Raw genomic sequence first — 18,792 nt, 5'->3', positions numbered from 1 at the left:
CCAGCGTACCGGCACTCAATAACTGGTCGGACCAGTGTGAAATCCGATGGACGCCTGCGAAGCGGCGGCCGCATGTTCACGGCGCTGTGGCTCAAGAAGCCCGCCTGACGGGCTCATCCAATAACAAGATCAGAGCACCGTGGCCCATGAATATCCTCTTTGACGAGCGCGTCGACGGCGCGCTGCCCACCGTCGACAAATCCGCCCTGCTGGCCGAACTGCGAACGGCACTGCCCGACCTCGAACTCCTGCACACCGCCGAAGACCTCAAGCCCTACGAATGCGACGGACTCTCTGCCTATCGCACCGTGCCGATGCTGGTGGCGCTGCCCGAACGCATCGAGCAGGTGCAGGCGCTGCTCAGGCTCTGCCATGCGCGCAAGGTGCCGGTGGTGGCGCGCGGCGCGGGCACCGGGCTCTCCGGAGGCGCGCTGCCGCTGGAGAAAGGCATCCTGCTGGTGATGGCGCGCTTCAACCGCATCCTTGAGGTAAACCCGCAGGGCCGCTTCGCCCGTGTGCAGCCCGGCGTGCGCAACCTGGCGATCTCCCAGGCCGCTGCCCCGCATGGCCTGTACTACGCGCCCGACCCGTCCTCGCAGATCGCCTGTTCCATCGGCGGCAACGTCGCCGAGAATGCCGGCGGCGTGCATTGCCTGAAGTACGGCCTGACCGTGCATAACCTGCTCAAGGTGGACATCCTCACCGTCGAAGGCGAGCAACTGACGCTGGGCAGCGATGCCCTCGACAGCCCCGGTTTCGACCTGCTGGCACTGTTCACCGGCTCCGAGGGCATGCTCGGCATCGTCACTGAAGTCACCGTCAAACTGCTGCCACGCCCGCAGGTGGCGCGGGTCCTGCTGGCCAGTTTCGATTCAGTGGAAAAGGCCGGCCGCGCGGTGGCCGACATCATCGCCGCCGGCATCATCCCCGGCGGGCTGGAGATGATGGACAACCTGTCGATCCGCGCCGCCGAGGACTTCATCCACGCCGGCTACCCGGTGGACGCCGCCGCCATCCTGCTGTGCGAACTGGACGGCGTGGAGGCGGACGTGCAGGACGACTGCGCGTGCGTCGATGGCGTGCTGCGCGCGGCCGGCGCCACCGACGTGCGGCTGGCCTGCGACGAAGCCGAGCGCGTGCGCTTCTGGGCTGGGCGCAAGAACGCCTTCCCGGCGGTCGGGCGCATCTCGCCGGACTACTACTGCATGGACGGCACCATCCCGCGTCGCGAGCTGCCGCGCGTGCTGCACGGCATCGCCGAGCTGTCGGAGGAATTCGGCCTGCGCGTGGCCAACGTGTTCCACGCCGGCGACGGCAACATGCACCCGCTGATCCTCTTCGATGCCAATGTGCCCGGCGAGCTGGAGCGCGCCGAGGCCATCGGCGGCAAGATCCTCGAACTCTGCGTGGCAGTGGGCGGCAGCATCACCGGCGAGCACGGCGTAGGGCGCGAGAAGATCAACCAGATGTGCGCGCAGTTCAACAGTGACGAGCTGACCCTGTTCCATGCAGTAAAGGCGGCGTTCGACCCGGACCGCCTGCTCAACCCCGGCAAGAACATCCCGACCCTGCACCGCTGCGCCGAGTTCGGCGCAATGCACGTGCATCACGGACAGTTGCCCTTCCCCGACCTGGAGCGCTTCTGATGGCCGACGCCAGCGCGGACCTGCTCGAACAGGTGAACCAGGCACTCAGCGCGCGAACGCCGTTGCGCATTCGTGGCGGCGACAGCAAAGCCTTCCTCGGCCGCCCGGTCAGCGGCGTGGAACTGGATACTCGCGCCCACAGCGGCATCGTCAGCTACGACCCGACCGAACTGGTGCTGACCGCCCGCGCGGGCACGCCGCTGGCGGAGATCGAAGCGGCGCTGGACGAGGCCGGGCAATTGCTGCCCTGCGAGCCGCCGAGATTCAGCGGCGCCACGTTCGGCGGCATGGTTGCGGCCGGGCTTTCCGGCCCGCGCCGGCCCTGGTCCGGCTCGGTGCGCGACTACGTGTTGGGCACGCGGCTGATCACGGGCCACGGCAAGCTGCTGCGCTTCGGTGGAGAGGTGATGAAGAACGTCGCCGGCTACGACCTGTCCCGTTTGCTCGCCGGCAGTTTCGGTTGCCTTGGCGTCATCACCGAAGTGTCGATGAAGGTCCTGCCCAAGCCACGGATGTGCGCCAGCCTGCGCCTGGAAATGGACATCCACCAGGCGCTGGGCGAACTCGCCGAATGGGGCGCACAACCGATTCCGATCACCGCCGCCTGCCATGACGGCAGCGCGCTGCACCTGCGCCTGGAGGGTGGCGAAGGCTCGGTGTGTTCTGCACGGCTGCGCCTGGGTGGCGAGGAAATCGACAGCAGCTACTGGCAGAACCTGCGCGAACAGCGCCTGGGCTTCTTTGCCAGCCCCGGCACGCTCTGGCGGCTGTCGCTGCCCAACGCCACGCCGGCACTTTCGTTGCCGGGCGAACAGCTGATCGACTGGGGCGGCGCACAGCGCTGGCTGAAGTCCGACGCGGACGCCGAGCTGATCCGCCACAGCGTCGCCGAAGTCGGCGGCCATGCCATGCGCTGCACGCCGGGCGACGACAGCTTCCACCCACTGCCCGCCGCGCTGCTGCGTTATCACCGGAGCCTCAAGCAACAGCTCGACCCGCAAGGCATCTTCAACCCCGGCCGGATGTACAGGGAACTCTGATGCAAACCAACCTGAGCGAACAGGCCAAGCGCCTGCCACGCGCCGAGGAAGCCGAGCGCATCCTGCGCTCCTGCGTGCACTGCGGCTTCTGCACAGCCACCTGCCCGACCTACCAGTTGCTGGGCGACGAGCTGGACGGCCCGCGCGGGCGCATCTACCTGATCAAGCAAGTGCTCGAAGGTGCCGAGCCCAGCACCAGCACCCGTGAGCACCTGGACCGCTGTCTGAGCTGCCGCAACTGCGAGACCACCTGCCCTTCCGGTGTGGATTACCACAACCTGCTGGACATCGGCCGCGCGGTGGTCGAACAGCAGGTGCCGCGCACGTTCAGCGAGCGCGTGATGCGTCGCAGCCTGCGCGTTGTGGTGCCGAATGCGGCGCTGTTCAGCGCACTGGCCAAGGCCGGGCGGACCTTCCATCCGCTCCTGCCGCAGAGCCTGCAAAGCAAGCTGCCGCGCTACCCACATCCGCCGGTTGAACGCCCGAAGCCGCGCCACACGCGGCGCATGCTGATGCTCGAAGGTTGCGTGCAGCCCGCGCTGTCGCCCAACACCAATGCCGCCGCCGCGCGGGTGCTGGATCGCCTGGGCATCAGTGTGATCCCGGCGGCGGATGCTGGCTGCTGTGGCGCGGTGGACTATCACCTCAATGCCCAGGCCGATGGGCTGGACCGCGCCCGGCGCAACATCGACGCCTGGTGGCCATCCATCGAAGCCGGCGCCGAGGCCATCGTGCAGACGGCCAGCGGTTGCGGCGCCTTCGTTCGCGACTACGGCCATCTGCTGGAGCGCGACGTGCAGTACGCGGCGAAGGCCCGGCGGGTCAGCGAACTGTCCCGCGACCTGTCCGAAGTGCTGCGCGACGAGCCGCTGGAGGAACTGCACCTGCGGGGCGAGCGCCGCCTGGCCTTCCACTGCCCGTGCACGCTGCAGCACGCGCTGAAACTGGGTGGCGCGGTGGAAGGCGTGCTCACGCGCCTGGGCTTCAGCCTCACTGCCGTGCCTGACAGCCACCTGTGCTGCGGCTCCGCCGGGACCTACTCGCTGACCCAGCCGGAGCTGTCGAAGCGGCTGCGCGACAACCGTCTGCAGGCGCTGGAAAGCGGCAGCCCGGAAGTCATCGTCACTGCCAACATCGGCTGCCAGACCCACCTGGGCGGCGCCGGCCGCACGCCGGTAAGGCACTGGATCGAACTGGTGGAAGAAACCCTGGCCGACGCGCCGCAATCGCGCCCGCATGACGAGGTGGACACATGCTCAACAAAGCCGTTCTAAGCCAGCAGGAAGTCAGCCGCATCCTCACCGCCGCGCGGGAGGAAGCGCTGCGCAACCGCTGGGCGGTGTCCATCGCGGTGGTCGACGACGGCGGCCATCCACTGGCGCTGGAGCGCCTCGACGGCAGTGCCCCGGCCAGCGCCTATATCGCCACGGAAAAAGCCCGCAGCGCAGCACTGGGGCGGCGCGAAACCAAAGGCTACGAAGACATGGTCAACGGCGGCCGCACTGCCTTCGTCACCGCGCCACTGATTACCTCGCTCGAAGGCGGCATTCCGCTGATCGTCGATGGACAGGTGATCGGCGCAGTGGGCGTCTCCGGGGTGAAGGCCGGCGAGGATGCCCAGGTCGCCAGCGTCGGAGTGGCAGCGCTTTGAAAGCCCTCTTGCGCCCCTGGCGACAGGTGGCCACAGGCCGAGTCAGGGTCGCCGCCGGTCACAAGCGAGCCGGCGGCGGCACCCCGAAAAGCTTGCCCGAATCAGCTTGCAGAAGCCCCGCTACGCGCCGCGTTGCGGGGCTTTTTCAATACCTGCCGGCGCGTGCGCCGCCCAGGCATGTGCCACCTGAAAGAGTTATCCACCGCTGACGCTTTGCCTCCGACAACAACAAGGGACAATCCCCCATGCAAACCTGGCAGCAGCTCTACACACCGCTTGGCAGCCTCGGGCTGTCGGCACTGGCGGCCCTCGTGCCGATCATCTTCTTCTTCCTCGCCCTGGCGGTGTTCCGCCTCAAGGGCCACGTCGCCGGGGCGATCACCCTGCTGTTGTCGCTGCTGATCGCCGTGTTCGTCTACCACATGCCGGTGGACAAGGCGCTGGCCTCGGCGGTCTACGGTTTCTTCTACGGGCTCTGGCCGATCGCCTGGATCATCGTGGCGGCAGTGTTCCTCTACAAGCTGACGGTGAAGAGCGGGCAGTTCGAGATCATCCGCAGTTCGGTACTGTCGATCACCACCGACCAGCGCCTGCAGGTGGTGCTGATCGGCTTCTCATTCGGCGCCTTCCTCGAAGGCGCGGCAGGCTTCGGCGCACCGGTGGCAATCACCGCGGCGCTGCTGGTCGGCCTGGGCTTCAATCCGCTGTACGCCGCCGGCCTGTGCCTGATCGCAAACACCGCGCCGGTGGCCTTCGGTGCATTGGGCATCCCGATCATCGTCGCCGGGCAGGTGTCAGGCGTGGATGCCTTCAAGATCGGCGCCATGGCCGGCCGGCAGTTGCCGATCCTGTCGGTGATCGTGCCCTTCTGGCTGGTGGCGATGATGGATGGCTGGCGCGGGCTGCGCGAAACCTGGCCAGCACTGCTGGTGGCCGGCGGTACTTTCGCGGTCAGCCAGTTCCTCACCTCCAACTTCATCGGCCCGGAGCTGCCGGACATCACTTCGGCGCTGCTGAGCATGGTCTGCCTGACGCTGTTCCTGCGCGTGTGGCAGCCGGTGAATCTGCGCGAGACGGAGTTCTCCAGCATCAACGCCGACGGCACCGCGACACTCGGTGGACTGGGGGGCGGAAGCGGCAGCGCCCAGCGTGAATCCGAATACAACTTCGGACAGATCTTCAAGGCGTGGTCGCCGTTCCTGATCCTCACGGTGCTGGTGACGATCTGGACCATGAAACCATTCAAGGCGATGTTCCTGCCCGGCGGCGCGCTGGAGAGCTGGGTGGCGGTGATCAACGTGCCCTACCTCGACCAGTTGGTGCTCAAGGCAGCGCCCATTGTCGCCAACCCGACCCCGATGCCGGCGATCTACAAGTTCGACCTGGTGTCGGCCAGCGGCACGGCAATCTTCTTCGCGGCGCTGATCTCCATGGCCATCCTGCGCATCGGCGTGAAGAGCGGCGCGGCGACCTTCGGCGAGACGCTGAAGGAGTTGAAGTGGCCGGTACTGACCATCGGCATGGTGCTGGCCTTCGCCTTCGTCACCAACTACTCGGGGATGTCCACGACCCTGGCGCTGGTGCTCGCCGGAACCGGCGCGGCCTTCCCGTTCTTCTCGCCCTTCCTGGGCTGGCTGGGGGTGTTCCTGACGGGGTCGGACACTTCGTCCAACGCCCTGTTCGGCTCATTGCAGGCGACCACCGCGCACCAGCTCGGGGTCAGTGACACGCTGCTGGTGGCAGCCAACACCACCGGCGGGGTGACCGGCAAGATGATCTCGCCGCAATCCATCGCCGTGGCCTGCGCGGCTACCGGGATGGTCGGGCGGGAGTCGGACCTGTTCCGCTTCACGGTCAAGCACAGCCTGATCTTCGCGGCGTTCATCGGCCTGATCACGCTGGCGCAGGCCTATGTGTTCACGGGGATGCTGGTGCACTGACGATCCCGCTGGCGCTGAAGGTAAACCTGTAGGAGCGAGCTTGCTCGCGAACCGATTCCGCTGCGGGGCCTGGTTCGCGAGCAAGCTCGCTCCTACGAAGGCCAAGAGCCCCTCACCCCAGCGCCGATATCCAACCAAAGCGCTCCCCCTCAGTAATCCACCTTCCCCCGCCCCGCCTTGATTGTTCCGCGCTTGCTCTTGCCTTCCAGCCGGCGCGTCTTCGAGCCCAGCGTCGGCTTGGTCGGGCGGCGCTTCTTCTCCACCTTCGCCACGCTGCGGATCAACTCCGCCAGGCGGTTGAGCGCATCCTCGCGATTCTGCTCCTGGGTGCGGAACTGCTGCGCCTTGATCACCACCACGCCCTCGCTGGTGAGGCGCTGGTCGCTCAGTGCCAGCAAACGCTCCTTGTAGAACTCCGGCAGCGACGAGGCACGCACATCGAAACGAAGGTGCACGGCGCTGGACACCTTGTTGACGTTCTGCCCGCCGGCGCCCTGGGCGCGGATAGCGTTGAGCTCGATCTCGGCGTCAGGAATCTGCACGGTGTTGGAAATCTGCAGCATGGGGAGGATTCAGCGAGGAAATTATCGTCAGGATACCGCGCAGCGCCGCGCCTGTCCCGAAGCCATCTGGTTCGGCCCGCAGCAACCGTTCCTGACTTTTGCGTCAATTTTTTGTATACGTATTTGTGTACAAGTTTTACTTGCAATGTCATCAATTCACTATTAGAACCCAGCCTGTCACCGACCGCAGTTCACCCTGCGGGACGCCGGCCCCGAAGCCACAAAAAATAAGAACAACACAGAGGTGCAGCATGGTTTCTTCCGCGATGACGGCCCTTGGCGCCGCCCGCCCCCAACCGCGTTCCAGCCGCCGCCTGAGCAACGGCCGCCGGTTCGCTCTCGGTACCGCTCTGGTGCTGGCCCCGCTGGGGCTCGCACAGGCCGAGGAGGATCGCTTCTTCGAATGGACCAGCAACACGCTGGGCTTCCGCTACGGCAAGGGCTTCACCAACCCGAACAACCCGCACGACATCAGCAAGCGCATCTTCAGCTTCAGCCACGCGGACGGTTACCGCTACGGCAGCAACTTCTTCCACCTCGATGTGTTGCAGTCCGACAGCGATGATCCGCGCAAGGGCACCGACCACGGCAGCAGCGAGGTCTACGGCGTGTTCCGTAGCCAGCTGTACGCTTCGCGGGTGTTCGACCTGCCGCAGGGCAAGGGGCTGGTGAAGGACCACGCCTTCACCTTCGGCTTCGACGCCAGCCGCAACAACAACCTCGGTTCGGCGAAGAAGCGCGCGCTGGTGTTCGGCCCCACCATCAAGTTCAACGGCCCCGGCGTGCTGGACCTGTCGCTGTTCTACTACCGCGAGAAGAACCACTCGGGTATTCCCAACGTGAAACACCCGGACCACACCTTCGACCCGACCTACATGCTCAACCTGACCTGGCTGCGGCCGTTCCAGCTGGGCGACCACGGGGCGAAGTTCCAGGGTTTCCTGAACTACACCGGTGAAAAGGGCGAGGACTACAACGACAACGACACCGCGCCGGAGACGCTGATCCGTACCTCGCTGATGTTCGCCACCCTGCCGGGCACCAAGCGCCAGCCGAACCTGTGGCTGGGCGTGGGCTACGAGTACTGGCACAACAAGTTCGGCGTGGACGGCGGGCGCGGCACGCGCACCTCGACGCCGACGGTGAACCTGGAGTTCACCTTCTAGCTTCGGAGCGCTGGACGGTTCGCGAGCAAGCTCGCTCCTACGAAAAGCTAGCCCAGCGCGGACCGGCTCTTGTAGGAGCGAGCTTGCTCGCGAACCCGCCTGGCACCGTCCCCAATGTCGCAGGGCGGATAACGCCGGCGCGCTATTGCCCTACAAAAGCGTTCCGCACAGCGGCGCTGGCATGAAAAAGCCCGGCATCTGCCGGGCTTTTTCGTTCGGGTACCACAAGAAGAATCAGCTCTCCTTGCAGGCCACGCCGTCCGCGGGTTCACCGCCTTTCCAGTCCTTGTACAGGGTCGCGTCTTCGCCCTTGGTCCACCATACGTACTGCCCGGCCGCATAGCGCGCGCCGGAGGCGGAGATGACGTTGGCAAAGACCAGGCTGGAGGCGTCCGTCACCGGCACCACGGCCAGGCTGTTGTCGCCCTTGTTCAGGTACTGCACGCTGATCTTGCGGCCGTCCTCGCACTTGTACGAGACGCTGCGCGAATCCAGCTTGGCATCGCCGGGTAGAACCAGCGCGTCGACCTGGGGCGCTTTCTTCTCTTCGCCGCCGCAGGCGACAAGGATGACCGGCACAGCCGCCGCGAGCAGCCAAAGTGCTTTTTTCATGAGTATCCCTCTGACGAAAATGGCCTGGTCACTCTAGGAAAGGACAGGCCGCGCGGTCAATCACGCGCGGCCCGGCACAAAGTCTGGCAGGTCAGTCGGCCAGTGCCACGCCCGCCGAGCCATGCCGCGCCGGCTGGCGCTTGAGGCGATAGCAGCCGTACATCACCAGCAGCCACACCGGGATCGCATAGACCGAGACCTGGATACCCGGCGTGAGCAGCATGACGCCGAGGATGAACACCACGAAGCCCAGGCACAGCCAGTTGGCCGCCGGGTAAGCCACGGCGCGGAAGGCGGTGCGCTTGCCGTCGGCATCCATGCGTGCGCGAAACTTCAGGTGCGCCAGGCTGATCATCGCCCAGTTGATCACCAGTGCGGCGACCACCAGGGACATCAACAGCTCCAGCGCACGGGCGGGCACCAGGTAGTTCACCAGCACAGCGAGGAAGGTTACCGCCGCCGAAACCATCAGCGAGCGCACCGGCACGCCACGGCTGTCCACCTTGGCCAGGGCGCGCGGGGCATCGCCCTGCTCCGCCAGGCCCACCAGCATGCGGCCGTTGCAGTAGGTGCCGCTGTTGTAGACCGACAGCGCGGCGGTGAGCACGACGAAGTTGAGGACGTGGGCCGCGGTACTGCTGCCGATCATCGAGAAGATCTGCACGAAGGGGCTGCCGCTGTAGGAGTCGCCGCTGGCATTCAGGGTCTGCAGCAAGGCGTCCCACGGGGTCAGCGAAAGCAGCACGGTGAGCGCGCCGATGTAGAAGATCAGGATGCGGTAGATCACCTGGTTGATCGCCTTGGGGATCACCTTTTTCGGCTGGTCGGCCTCGGCAGCGGTGAAGCCGAGCATTTCCAGCCCGCCGAAGGAGAACATGATGATCGCCATGGCCATCACCAACCCGCTGATGCCATTGGGGAAGAAGCCGCCATGGGCCCACAGGTTGCTCACGGCCGCCTGCTCGCCACCGGTGCCGCTGGCCAGCAGGTAGCAGCCCAGGGCGATCATGCCGACGATGGCGGCGACCTTGATGATGGCGAACCAGAACTCCGCCTCGCCGAAGGCCTTCACGTTGAACAGGTTGATCGCGTTGACCACCACGAAGAAGATCGCCGCCGTTGCCCAGGTCGGTACATCCGGCCACCAGTAGTGGATGTACTTGCCCACCGCGGTAAGCTCCGACATGCCCACGAGGATGTACAGCACCCAGCAGTTCCAGCCCGAAAGGAAGCCGGCGAAGCCGCCCCAGTACTTGTGCGCGAAGTGGCTGAAGGAACCGGCGACGGGTTCCTCGACGATCATCTCGCCGAGCTGGCGCATGATCAGGAAGGCGATGAAGCCGGCGATGGCGTAACCGAGAATCATCGACGGGCCGGCGGACTTGAGCACCCCGGCCGAGCCGAGGAACAGCCCGGTACCGATGGCGCCGCCGAGGGCGATCAGCTGGATATGGCGATTCTTCAGGCCGCGCTGGAGCTGGCCTGCGTGTTGAGTTTCACGCGTCATGCGTCACCTGTTGTTTTTATCTGTGACGGGAATCGGCCGCCCGGCTTGTGGCCGGGCGGTGCGGGCAAGGCAAGGCTAAAGAGCGGTGGAGCGGATGAATTTATTGGGCGTCCGGCTGCACCTCCGGAGCAGCCTGCAGGAAGGCTTCGAGGGATTCGCAACGAGCCGCGATGGCGAGCAGGCGCGGGCAACCGGACAGGTCGCAGTCAAAGCGCCGAGCGTTGTACAGCTGGGGAATCAGACAGGCCTCGAAATAGCCGGGGCGCTCACCGAGCGATAGCGGACCGCTCCAGCTGGAGATGCCCTCTTCCACCGCGTGCAGGCCGGTTTCGACCCAGTGGCGAATCCACGCATTCTTCGCCTCGTCCGCCACACCCAGCGGGCCGCTGAGGTATTGCAGCACGCGCAGGTTGTTCAGCGGATGGATGTCGCAGGCGATGTGCAGCGAAAGCGAACGCACCTGCGCACGTTGCAGCGGATCGCGCGGCAGCAGGCCGGGTTGCGGGTGGGTTTCCTCGAGGTATTCGAGGATCGCCAGGGACTGGGCAATGCGCGCGTCGCCATCCACCAGCAACGGCACCAGCTCCTGCGGATTGAGCGACTTGTACTCGGCGGAGTGCTGCTGCCCGCCATCCTTCACCAGGTGCACCGGCACCTGGCGGTAGGCCAGCCCCTTGAGGCCGAGGGCGATGCGCACGCGGTAGGCGGCGCTGGAGCGCCAGTAGGAATACAGGGTGAGCATGGCGGTTCTCCGGGGCGGCCGCACAGGTCAGGCGACCGCCCTCGATCAGGTTACTGCTCGGAGATCACGCCACGGCGAATCTGGTCTTCCTCGATGGATTCGAACAGGGCCTTGAAGTTGCCCTCGCCGAAGCCCTGGTTGCCCTTGCGCTGGATGATCTCGAAGAAGATCGGGCCAATCACCGTGTTGGTGAATATCTGCAGCAGGATGCCGTCGTCGCCCGGCGCGCCGTCGATCAGGATGTTCAGATCGCGCAGTTGCTCCAGCGGCTCGCCGTGGCCGGCGACGCGGGTGTCGACCTTGGCGTAGTAGGTGTCCGGGGTGCTCATGAAGTCCACGCCGTTGGCGCGCAACTGGCGCACGGTGGCGTAGATGTCTTCGGTGGTCAGGGCAATGTGCTGGATGCCCTCGCCGTGGTATTCGCGGATGAATTCCTCGATCTGCGACTTGTCGTCCGCCGACTCGTTGATCGGGATGCGGATCTTCCCGCAAGGCGCGGTCATCGCGCGGGACAGCAGGCCGGTGAGCTTGCCTTCGATATCGAAGTAGCGGATCTCGCGGAAGTTGGCGATGCGCTCGTAGAAGCCGGACCAGACGTCCATCTGGCCGCGCTTGACGTTGTGGGTCAGGTGGTCGATGCACAGCAGGCCGACGGCGTTGTCGGAGGCCGAGCGGCCTTCGATGAACTCGAAGTCGACGTCATAGATGCTCTTGTCGCCATAACGGTCGACGAGATACAGCAGCGAACCGCCGATGCCTTCGACGCAGGGAATGTTCAGTTCGCCGAAATTGGCGTGGCTGCCCACCAGCTTGGCGCCCTGGGATTCGACGTAGGCGGCGGCTTGCGCTGCATTCTTCACCCGGAAGGCCATGGCACAGGCGCTCGGGCCGTGCTTCTTGGCGAACTCGTGGACGTGGCCGGTGGGGCTGCCGTTGAGCACGATGTTGATGTCGTTCTGCTGGAACAGGAAGACTTCCTTGGAACGGTGCTTGGCGGTCTCGGTGAAGCCCATGCCGGTGAACAGCTGGCGCAGTTGCTCGATGCCCTTCGCGTCGGGGGCGGTGAATTCGACGAACTCGAAGCCGTCGGTGCCGATGGGGTTGTGTTGCTCGATCTTGGTCACGGCGTTCATCCGGCCTCCTCGTTGTCGTTATCGGCTGGGGCGGCGCACAGGCCGTCCAGGCGTTTGGAATGCCTTCATCACAACCGTCGCGGGGCTTTGGAACAAGCTGGCCGCCGAGGGTTTGCGGCGTGCCGGGGCTGATGGCCCGGAAAGAAATCCTTACGCCGCCCAAAGCCCCGTGCGGCATGCCGCCGCACCGTAAAGAATTCGTGACAAGGTGGTGCGCCAGCCTGCCAGTGCGAATGCGGCGCGCTCGTCAGTACGCAGTGCGGCGGCTACCATGCGCCCATCTCCCCTGCCCGAATCCGCCCATGGCCCGCGCCGCTCCTCCTGATTTCGACGCCACCCCGGCCTCCCTGCGCGCCCTCGCCCGCAGCTACCCGCGCGGCTTGCACATCGAGCCGCACTCCCATGACTGGGGGCAGGTGCTCTATGCGATGTCCGGAGTGATGTGGCTGGAGACGCCTTCCGAGGCCCTGCTGGTGCCGCCCAATCGCGCCGTCTGGCTGCCCCCGCAGGTACCCCATGGCATCCGTGTGGTCAGCGAGCTGCAGATGCGCAACATCTACCTGCGGCCGGGGACGGCAGATGCCCTGGGCGAGCAGGTGCAGGCGTTCGAAGTGGGCGGGTTGCTGCGTGAACTGATCGTCACCCTGGTGCAGCACGAGAGCGAGCCCGACTCCGCGTATTACCAGGCGCTGTCGCAGCTGGCCGTGCTGGAGCTGCAACGCGCTCGCAGCCTGCTGTTGCGCGTCCCGTTGCCGGATGACTCCGACCGCCGCCTGCTGAACCTGTGCCTGGCGGTGATGGCCGAGCCAACCCAGGAGATTTCCTTCGAGCAGCACGCCGCCGACGCGGGCGCCAGCGTGCGCACCCTCGCCCGCCTGTTCCAGCGCAGCCTGGGCATGGGCTTCGCCCAATGGCGGCGGCAGGTGCAGCTGGCCACGGCGGTGGCGCAGCTCAATGAGGGCATCGCGGTGAGCCAGATCGCCCATGGCTTGGGATATCAACCGGGGAGCTTCAGCGAGATGTTCCGCCGCGAGCTGGGCGTGGCGCCGTCGGAATACTGCGCCCGGTAGGCCGGGCCTTTCGTAGGAGCGAGCTTGCTCGCGAACGGAACCGCACGGTGCCTTGCGTTCGCGAGCAAGCTCGCTCCTACAAAAGCCCATCACGCCGCCGCTCTGGCTCTGGCTCTTGAAGACTTGCAGAGAAATATCCGCGCACTCCGGGCGGCCCCGTTCAGGAGCCCTCGTTGAATTGGAGTTTCAGGGGTTGAGCGACATGGATGTCGCGAGAGCGCTGTCGGGCCAAGGATGGCCCGTCAGCGCGTGCCCCTGAAACTTCAATTCAACGAGGGAATTTTTCACCTAAGCGAAAAACCGGATGTCCGGGGCAAGACCTTTGCCTTCTTTGGGGCGTTTGCCAAAGAAGGTCGCCCGAGGGGGCGAAACACAGAGTTTGCGCGCACGCCGTCGCGACGCTGAAAACCTCAAGCCCACGCAGGACCGTAGGGCGGATAACCCTGGCGCGTTATGCGCCCTACGATGCGACTTCAGCGCAACGCAAGCACATCGCGGACGAAGTCCGCTCCTACGCGGGTGCACGTCCATCCAATACTCCCCACCGACATCTGTCCGATATTCCGAAGTCCCTGTCCGGCGACGCCCTCCAGCAGCCCCTAGACTGCCTCCAACCCACCCAGCCGCCGGAGCGATCCTCGGAGGACACCATGAGTTACCTGATCTCCCTGGCCATCGGCATTGCCGTCGGCCTGGCCTACCACTTCCTCGACTTCCGTTCGCCAGCGCCGCCGCTAGTGGCGCTGATCGGCCTGTTGGGCATGCAGATCGGCGAGAACGCCCTGCCGCTGCTGACCCGCTGGCTCCACTGATCCCCCTCTCCCACTGATTGCCAAGGACCCGTGCCATGAAAGCCCTGCAATTCGACCGCACCGGCGACCTCGCCGCCCTGAGCTTCACCGAGATTGCCGACCCGGTTCCCGCCGCCGACGAGGTGCTGGTGGAAGTCCACGCCGCCGGCCTGAACCCCAGTGACGTGAAGAACGTACTCGGCCGCTTCCCCTACACCACCCTGCCCCGCGTACCGGGCCGCGACTTTGCCGGCACCGTAGTGAAAGGCCCGGCCGAGCTGCTGGGCAAATCCGTCTGGGGCACCGGCAAAGGCCTGGGTTTCACCCGCAACGGCAGCCACGCCCAGCTGATGAGCGTGCCGGTCGGCGGTGTGGCGCTGATGCCCGAGCGCATGAGCTTCGCCCAGGCCGCCAGCTGTGGCGTGCCCTTCACCACGGCCTGGGACGCCCTGGAGCGCAGCCAGGTCGGTGCCGGTACTCGCCTGCTGGTGATCGGCTCCGGCGCGGTCGGCGCGGCGGCCATCTCGCTGGCCAAGGCTCGTGGCGCGCAGGTGCTGGGCGCGGTGCGCCGCGCCGAGTCACAAGTGGAGCTGCAGGCGCAGGGCGTGCCGAGCATCCTGCTGGGCAGCGCCGAGACGCTGGCTGCCCAGGTAGAGGAACACTTCACCGGGGGCGCCGAGGTGATCTTCGACACCACCGGCTTCTGGCTGCCGGCAGCGGTTTCCGCCCTGGCCACTTTCGGCCGCATCGCCATCATCGCCGCGCCGGTGGACGGTCACGTGCAACTGCCAGCCCTGGCGCTGTATCGCCGTGGCGGTTCGGTGGTGGGAGTGAATTCGCTGCTGTACGACACGGTCGCCTGCGCCGCGATGCTGCGCCAGTTCGGCCAGTGGTTCGACGACGGCAGGCTGCCGCTGCCCAGCGGCCTGCGCGAAGTGCCGCTGAGCGAGGGTGTGCAGCGCTATCACGAGATCAACGAGGGCAGCAGCGAGAAGATCATTCTCGTGCCCTGAGACTGAACTTGAGGTCGCCGGAGAGCCCCTCTCCCCAGCCCTCTCCCTGAAGGGAGAGGGAGCCGCCCGAGCAGGCCGGTAATAGCGTCGCGATCCTGGGATCACTGGACCGACTCTCTGACGAGAGTCAAAGCCCACCCATCGTGCCAACCAGCCTCTCTCCCAGAAGGGAGAGGGAGCCGCCCGAGCAGGCCGGTAATAGCATCGCGATCCTGGGATCGCTGGACCGACTCTCTGACGAGAGTCAAAGCTCATCCATTGCGCCAATCAGCCTCTCTCCCTGAAGGGAGGGGGCAAGTCCCACGCCAAACCGTCAGGCCAAACCTGGGAAAAACCTACCCCGCCGCCTTCATCGAAGCCGCCCGGCGCGTTCCGGCCTGCGCCTGCTCCAGCGCCAGGCACTGGTCGAGGAAGATGCGCATGTAGCCGTAGCTCTTGCAGATCGCCTCGCGCAGCGCCAGGCAACGCGGCATGGCGAGCTGCGGGCCGCAGAGGGTGCAGATGATCTCCAGGGCTTCCCAGGGATGATCGTCGTCATAGCGGGCGTGCATTTTCAGCCAGCGCATGGCGTCCTTGCGGGTGCCGGCCGGCAGGGTACGTTCGTAGGTATCGGTGGAGCACACCAGCGCCGACCAGTCACCAGTCGCGCCTTCGATGGCGTAGTTGGTGGCCGCCATGGCCAGGGCCAGCTCTTCGGTGGCGCAGCTGTGCCAGCACCAATGGCCGAGGGCGTGGAGTTCGGCGGGAACCAACTGGGCCTTGAGTTCAGCCAGCGTCACGCCGTAGGCCTCCGCCCAGCGCACCCAGTAGTCGGCATGATTGAGCTCGACTCGGATGTTGCGCATCAGCCAGCGCCGCGCCATGTCTTCGCCGGGGCTGCGGCCGAAGCGGGTCTTGAGCAGGTTGTGGGACATGTACAGGGGGAACTGCTCCACCACCTGCCAGCCACCGATGAGGAAGGCGCGCATGGTCTGTCGGCTCAGCTGACCATCGCGCATGCGCGCATAGAGAGGATGCTCGACCACCGACAGACGGCTGGTTTCGCACTCCTGCACCAGGCGCTGGGCCCAGTGCGGATAGCTGGAAAGCTCCTTGAGCGGCCCACTGCGAACAAAGGTGTCGTTCATCCAAGGCTCCGTTGCTGGTCGATCCATGCAAGCACCGGTAATTCAGGCCTCAGGTTAGTCCTGTCCTGGCTTCACGTCACCGTCCGGAGGTTGTGTCCGATGCTACGGCTGCGACGTGCGTCTCACGCAGGAAGCTCCGATTGAAGGGTTGCGGCCGCGCCAGGCCGTAGCCCTGGGCGTAATCGATGCCTATTTCGCGCAGGACTTCGAGGATTTCCTGCGTCTCGACGAACTCCGCCACGGTGCGTTTGCCCATCACATGGCCGATCTGGTTGATCACCTGGACCATGGCGCGATCGATGGGGTCTTCGAGCATGTCCTTGATGAAACTGCCATCGATCTTCAGGTAGTCCACCGGCAGGTGCTTGAGATAGACGAAGGAGGACATCCCGGCGCAGAAGTCGTCCAGGGAGAAGCGGTAACCCAGAGCCTTGAGCTCCTGGATGAACCGCGTGGCGTTGACCAGGTTGGCAATGGCGCTGGTCTCGGTGATCTCGAAGCACACGCTCGACGGTTCGATGCGGTAGCGCGGCTGCACCTCGCGGAGGAAGTCGAGGAAGGTGTCGTCACCGATGGTAGCGCCGGAAAGGTTGATGGCGCAGGTGTGGATCGGTTCGTAACCGCCCTCGGCGATGCGCTCGGCCAGGGTCCGGAAGGCGTTCTCGACCACCCAGCGATCGATGTCCGGCATCAAGCCGTAGCGTTCGGCGGCGGGGATGAAGTTGATCGGCGCGACCAGCCGGCCGCACTCGTCGTTCAGGCGCAGCAGCAGTTCGACGTGCGCGCCCTCCGTCACTCGCTCGTCGACCGGGAATATCGCCTGGGCGAAGAGGCAGAAACGTTCCTCCTCCAGGGCCAGGCGGATGCGCTGCACCCAGGCCATCTCGCCGACGCGGTTGGACAGCTCGGTATCGTCCGGACGGAACACCTGGGCGCGGTTACGGCCCTTTTCCTTGGCCATGTAGCAGGCCATGTCGGCGCAGCGCAGGGCTTCCTCCACCGATACCAGCATGGCGGAGATATGCACCACGCCGATGCTCACGGTGATGTTGAAGCCACGGCCTTCCCACATGAAGTGCAATGCTTGCACGGTGAGGCGGATGCGCTCAGCGATCTGCACCGCCATGTCCGGCGGGCAATGTTCCAGGAGGATGCCGAACTCGTCGCCGCCCAGGCGCGCCAGTGTGTCGCCATCGCGCAGGCACTGCTGCAGTACAGAGCAGACCTGGCGCAGCAGTTCGTCGCCGGCGGCGTGGCCGCAGGTGTCGTTGACCAACTTGAACTGGTCCAGGTCCAGGTACATCAGCGAATGCTGGTCGTGGGCATCGGCCGAGCTTTCCAGGGCCTGCTTGAGGCGGAATTCGAATTCGCGGCGGTTGGTCAGGCCGGTCAGCGCGTCGTGGGTCGCCTGCCAGGACAGGCTGGCCATGTACTGGCGCTCGCGGGTCATGTCGTGCAGCACCAGCACCACGCCGACCACCCGGCCATCGGCGTGGATGGGCGTAGCCACCAGGGTCACCGCCACGCTGGTGCCGTCCAGGCGCTGGATCAGCTTGCTGGTCTCGCTGCCGCCGTCCACCTCGCCACGCAGAATCTGCCCCACCAGCGGCAGCCCCTCGGCCTGGGAGTTCTCGTCGAGTACCCGCAGTAGCGAACGCAGCGGCAGGCCGACGGCCATGGAGTTGTCCCAACCGATCAGACGTTCCGCCGCCGGGTTGAAATAGGCGATGCATTCGTATTCGTCGAGGGTGACCACACCGTCCCCGATGGCTGCCAGGGTGGTCTGCGCGCGCTCCTTCTCGGTGTCCAGCGCGCTTTCGAAGGCGCGCTGCTGATGCAGCAGGATGCGCGTGCGCCAGACGGCCAGGAGGATCAGCGCAAGGCCGGTGACGCCGTTGGTGATCAGCAGCACCCACATGATCATCCGCGAGCCCTGCCCGAGCGCGGCAGAGAAGGCCATGGCGGCCGGTGTGACACCATCGTTGATGGCCTGGATGCGGCTGTTCCAGTAGCTCAGGTCGCCAGGGCGGACGTCGTTGGCGCGGATCTTCGCGTTCATCTCATCGGACAGCAGTTCCAACTGGTCGAGATAGGCGTCGCCAATAACCCACATCTTCACGGCCTGGTCGAAGTAGCTGTACTCGTGGAAATAGCGGTACAGCCAGATCAGTGCACCGACATCGTCGGGATGGATGCCGCCCTGCAGGGCGCCGGCGCGGGCCAGTTCCAGATCGGGTTGGCTGAGGTCGAGGGCGACGCGGAAGGTACGGTCGCCCTGGGGAATGGCGATGGCGGTGCGGTAGCGCTCGTAATCCGCCGTGTCGCGGCTCTGGCCATAGAGTTGCAGGTAATGGATGGCGTCCTTCTGGCCCTTGGACCAGAGGCTCTCGCCGCCCACATAGGCGCGCACGCCGGAGAGAATAAAGAAGCTGCCGCTGCCGATCAGCGTCTGCAGCAGGACCACGACCATGAACGGCCAGACCAGCTTGAGCAGACGCGTCGTACGCCGGGTCGGCAACAGTCCCATTGCATCCATAACCAGTTTCGACTTCCTTCTTCTGATTCCTGCCAGGCCACAGGGGAGGAGCTTCCACTCCGCCTCGGGGACTTCTCTGCCAGGCCGCCCCTTCCTTAACTTCTAGCCGATCGCGGGAAATCCACAAACCATGAGCCATGACGCTTGGTCGGCTGATGGCCCGCCGCCCGGCGGAAAAGTGATGCGCCCCCCCTTAAAACACCTTCCGTCGCCTGCCGAAGTCCCCCTCGGAAAGAGCCGATTAGTGGCCTTGCG

General features: G+C 65.6%; 16 protein-coding genes. 9 read left to right on the top strand and 7 right to left on the bottom strand.

What is annotated here, in order from left to right; genetic code table 11:
- Positions 1–146: 146 nt before the first annotated feature.
- The 5 genes from glcD (at position 147) to AC2T4A_RS13530 (ending at position 6,277) form a co-directional block, all read left to right on the top strand.
- Positions 147–1,646, top strand: coding sequence for a glycolate oxidase subunit GlcD (glcD, locus tag AC2T4A_RS13550; protein WP_486743499.1), 1,500 nt, complete (start codon positions 147–149; stop codon positions 1,644–1,646).
- Complete coding sequence (glcE, locus tag AC2T4A_RS13545; RefSeq protein WP_486743498.1) at positions 1,646–2,686, top strand: glycolate oxidase subunit GlcE; 1,041 nt, start codon at positions 1,646–1,648, stop codon at positions 2,684–2,686. Before glcD ends, glcE begins: the two co-directional genes overlap by 1 nt.
- Positions 2,686–3,960, top strand: coding sequence for a glycolate oxidase subunit GlcF (glcF, locus tag AC2T4A_RS13540; RefSeq protein ID WP_486743497.1), 1,275 nt, complete (start codon positions 2,686–2,688; stop codon positions 3,958–3,960). The genes glcE and glcF overlap by 1 nt, the downstream gene beginning before the upstream one ends.
- Entirely contained in the window at positions 3,939–4,337 is a 399-nt protein-coding gene (locus AC2T4A_RS13535) for a heme-binding protein (RefSeq protein WP_416745178.1), read from the top strand. The genes glcF and AC2T4A_RS13535 overlap by 22 nt, the downstream gene beginning before the upstream one ends.
- A 245-nt stretch (positions 4,338–4,582) precedes the next feature.
- Positions 4,583–6,277: a lactate permease LctP family transporter gene (locus AC2T4A_RS13530; protein ID WP_486743496.1), complete on the top strand. Its 1,695-nt coding sequence runs from the start codon at positions 4,583–4,585 to the stop codon at positions 6,275–6,277.
- Positions 6,278–6,426: 149 nt separating this feature from the next.
- On the opposite strand, the gene arfB is transcribed toward AC2T4A_RS13530, so the two are convergent.
- Entirely contained in the window at positions 6,427–6,840 is a 414-nt protein-coding gene (gene arfB / locus AC2T4A_RS13525) for an alternative ribosome rescue aminoacyl-tRNA hydrolase ArfB (RefSeq protein ID WP_486743495.1), read from the bottom strand.
- Between the two features lie 251 nt (positions 6,841–7,091).
- Here arfB and AC2T4A_RS13520 point away from each other — a divergent pair, with 251 nt between their 5' ends.
- Positions 7,092–8,006 (top strand): nucleoside-binding protein, encoded by a 915-nt coding sequence (locus AC2T4A_RS13520; protein WP_416745181.1) that lies wholly within the window; start codon positions 7,092–7,094, stop codon positions 8,004–8,006.
- A gap of 234 nt (positions 8,007–8,240) precedes the next feature.
- On the opposite strand, the gene AC2T4A_RS13515 is transcribed toward AC2T4A_RS13520, so the two are convergent.
- The 4 genes from AC2T4A_RS13515 to hppD all read right to left on the bottom strand — a co-directional run bounded on the left by AC2T4A_RS13515 (position 8,241) and on the right by hppD (position 12,000).
- The gene (locus AC2T4A_RS13515) at positions 8,241–8,618 is read right to left on the bottom strand and encodes an MliC family protein (protein ID WP_416745182.1); all 378 of its coding nucleotides are present in this window, start codon (positions 8,616–8,618) and stop codon (positions 8,241–8,243) included.
- Positions 8,619–8,709: 91 nt separating this feature from the next.
- Positions 8,710–10,125, bottom strand: a complete 1,416-nt coding sequence (locus AC2T4A_RS13510) for an amino acid permease (protein WP_486743494.1) — start codon at positions 10,123–10,125, stop codon at positions 8,710–8,712.
- 100 nt (positions 10,126–10,225) lie between these two features.
- Positions 10,226–10,867: a maleylacetoacetate isomerase gene (gene maiA, locus AC2T4A_RS13505; RefSeq protein ID WP_486743493.1), complete on the bottom strand. Its 642-nt coding sequence runs from the start codon at positions 10,865–10,867 to the stop codon at positions 10,226–10,228.
- Between the two features lie 50 nt (positions 10,868–10,917).
- Positions 10,918–12,000, bottom strand: a complete 1,083-nt coding sequence (gene hppD / locus AC2T4A_RS13500) for a 4-hydroxyphenylpyruvate dioxygenase (protein WP_486743492.1) — start codon at positions 11,998–12,000, stop codon at positions 10,918–10,920.
- Positions 12,001–12,302: 302 nt separating this feature from the next.
- On the opposite strand from hppD, the gene AC2T4A_RS13495 reads away from it, so the two are divergent.
- From AC2T4A_RS13495 to AC2T4A_RS13485, 3 genes are all read left to right on the top strand, one after another.
- Positions 12,303–13,070 carry an AraC family transcriptional regulator gene (locus tag AC2T4A_RS13495; RefSeq protein WP_416745186.1) on the top strand — a complete coding sequence of 256 codons (768 nt, stop codon included), beginning with the start codon at positions 12,303–12,305 and terminating at the stop codon, positions 13,068–13,070.
- A 650-nt stretch (positions 13,071–13,720) separates the two neighbouring features.
- Positions 13,721–13,882 carry a DUF1427 family protein gene (locus AC2T4A_RS13490; protein WP_017517667.1) on the top strand — a complete coding sequence of 54 codons (162 nt, stop codon included), beginning with the start codon at positions 13,721–13,723 and terminating at the stop codon, positions 13,880–13,882.
- 35 nt (positions 13,883–13,917) lie between these two features.
- Entirely contained in the window at positions 13,918–14,874 is a 957-nt protein-coding gene (locus AC2T4A_RS13485; protein WP_486743491.1) for a quinone oxidoreductase family protein, read from the top strand.
- A 335-nt stretch (positions 14,875–15,209) separates the two neighbouring features.
- On the opposite strand, the gene AC2T4A_RS13480 is transcribed toward AC2T4A_RS13485, so the two are convergent.
- Together AC2T4A_RS13480 and AC2T4A_RS13475 are read right to left on the bottom strand one after the other, a co-directional pair.
- Complete coding sequence (locus AC2T4A_RS13480) at positions 15,210–16,001, bottom strand: iron-containing redox enzyme family protein (protein WP_416745189.1); 792 nt, start codon at positions 15,999–16,001, stop codon at positions 15,210–15,212.
- Between the two features lie 76 nt (positions 16,002–16,077).
- Positions 16,078–18,528 (bottom strand): EAL domain-containing protein, encoded by a 2,451-nt coding sequence (locus tag AC2T4A_RS13475; RefSeq protein WP_416745642.1) that lies wholly within the window; start codon positions 18,526–18,528, stop codon positions 16,078–16,080.
- Between the last annotated feature and the right edge of the window lie 264 nt (positions 18,529–18,792).

It is taken from the genome of Pseudomonas sp. PVC-3-1, from assembly GCF_057444315.1.
Note: the sequence above shows the minus strand (reverse complement) of the source record. Positions and strands in the feature narration are given on the sequence as shown.

Excerpts from the sequence above, each read along its gene's own strand:
- AC2T4A_RS13485 (WP_486743491.1), top strand. The coding sequence starts at position 13,918 with ATGAAAGCCCTGCAATTCGACCGCACCGGCGACCTCGCCGCCCTGAGC.
- AC2T4A_RS13530 (WP_486743496.1), top strand. The coding sequence starts at position 4,583 with ATGCAAACCTGGCAGCAGCTCTACACACCGCTTGGCAGCCTCGGGCTG.
- glcD (WP_486743499.1), top strand. The coding sequence starts at position 147 with ATGAATATCCTCTTTGACGAGCGCGTCGACGGCGCGCTGCCCACCGTC.
- AC2T4A_RS13510 (WP_486743494.1), bottom strand. The coding sequence starts at position 10,125 with ATGACGCGTGAAACTCAACACGCAGGCCAGCTCCAGCGCGGCCTGAAG.
- AC2T4A_RS13515 (WP_416745182.1), bottom strand. The coding sequence starts at position 8,618 with ATGAAAAAAGCACTTTGGCTGCTCGCGGCGGCTGTGCCGGTCATCCTT.
- AC2T4A_RS13490 (WP_017517667.1), top strand. The coding sequence starts at position 13,721 with ATGAGTTACCTGATCTCCCTGGCCATCGGCATTGCCGTCGGCCTGGCC.
- maiA (WP_486743493.1), bottom strand. The coding sequence starts at position 10,867 with ATGCTCACCCTGTATTCCTACTGGCGCTCCAGCGCCGCCTACCGCGTG.
- glcE (WP_486743498.1), top strand. The coding sequence starts at position 1,646 with ATGGCCGACGCCAGCGCGGACCTGCTCGAACAGGTGAACCAGGCACTC.
- AC2T4A_RS13495 (WP_416745186.1), top strand. The coding sequence starts at position 12,303 with ATGGCCCGCGCCGCTCCTCCTGATTTCGACGCCACCCCGGCCTCCCTG.
- AC2T4A_RS13520 (WP_416745181.1), top strand. The coding sequence starts at position 7,092 with ATGGTTTCTTCCGCGATGACGGCCCTTGGCGCCGCCCGCCCCCAACCG.
- hppD (WP_486743492.1), bottom strand. The coding sequence starts at position 12,000 with ATGAACGCCGTGACCAAGATCGAGCAACACAACCCCATCGGCACCGAC.
- AC2T4A_RS13475 (WP_416745642.1), bottom strand. The coding sequence starts at position 18,528 with ATGGGACTGTTGCCGACCCGGCGTACGACGCGTCTGCTCAAGCTGGTC.
- AC2T4A_RS13480 (WP_416745189.1), bottom strand. The coding sequence starts at position 16,001 with ATGAACGACACCTTTGTTCGCAGTGGGCCGCTCAAGGAGCTTTCCAGC.
- AC2T4A_RS13535 (WP_416745178.1), top strand. The coding sequence starts at position 3,939 with ATGCTCAACAAAGCCGTTCTAAGCCAGCAGGAAGTCAGCCGCATCCTC.
- arfB (WP_486743495.1), bottom strand. The coding sequence starts at position 6,840 with ATGCTGCAGATTTCCAACACCGTGCAGATTCCTGACGCCGAGATCGAG.
- glcF (WP_486743497.1), top strand. The coding sequence starts at position 2,686 with ATGCAAACCAACCTGAGCGAACAGGCCAAGCGCCTGCCACGCGCCGAG.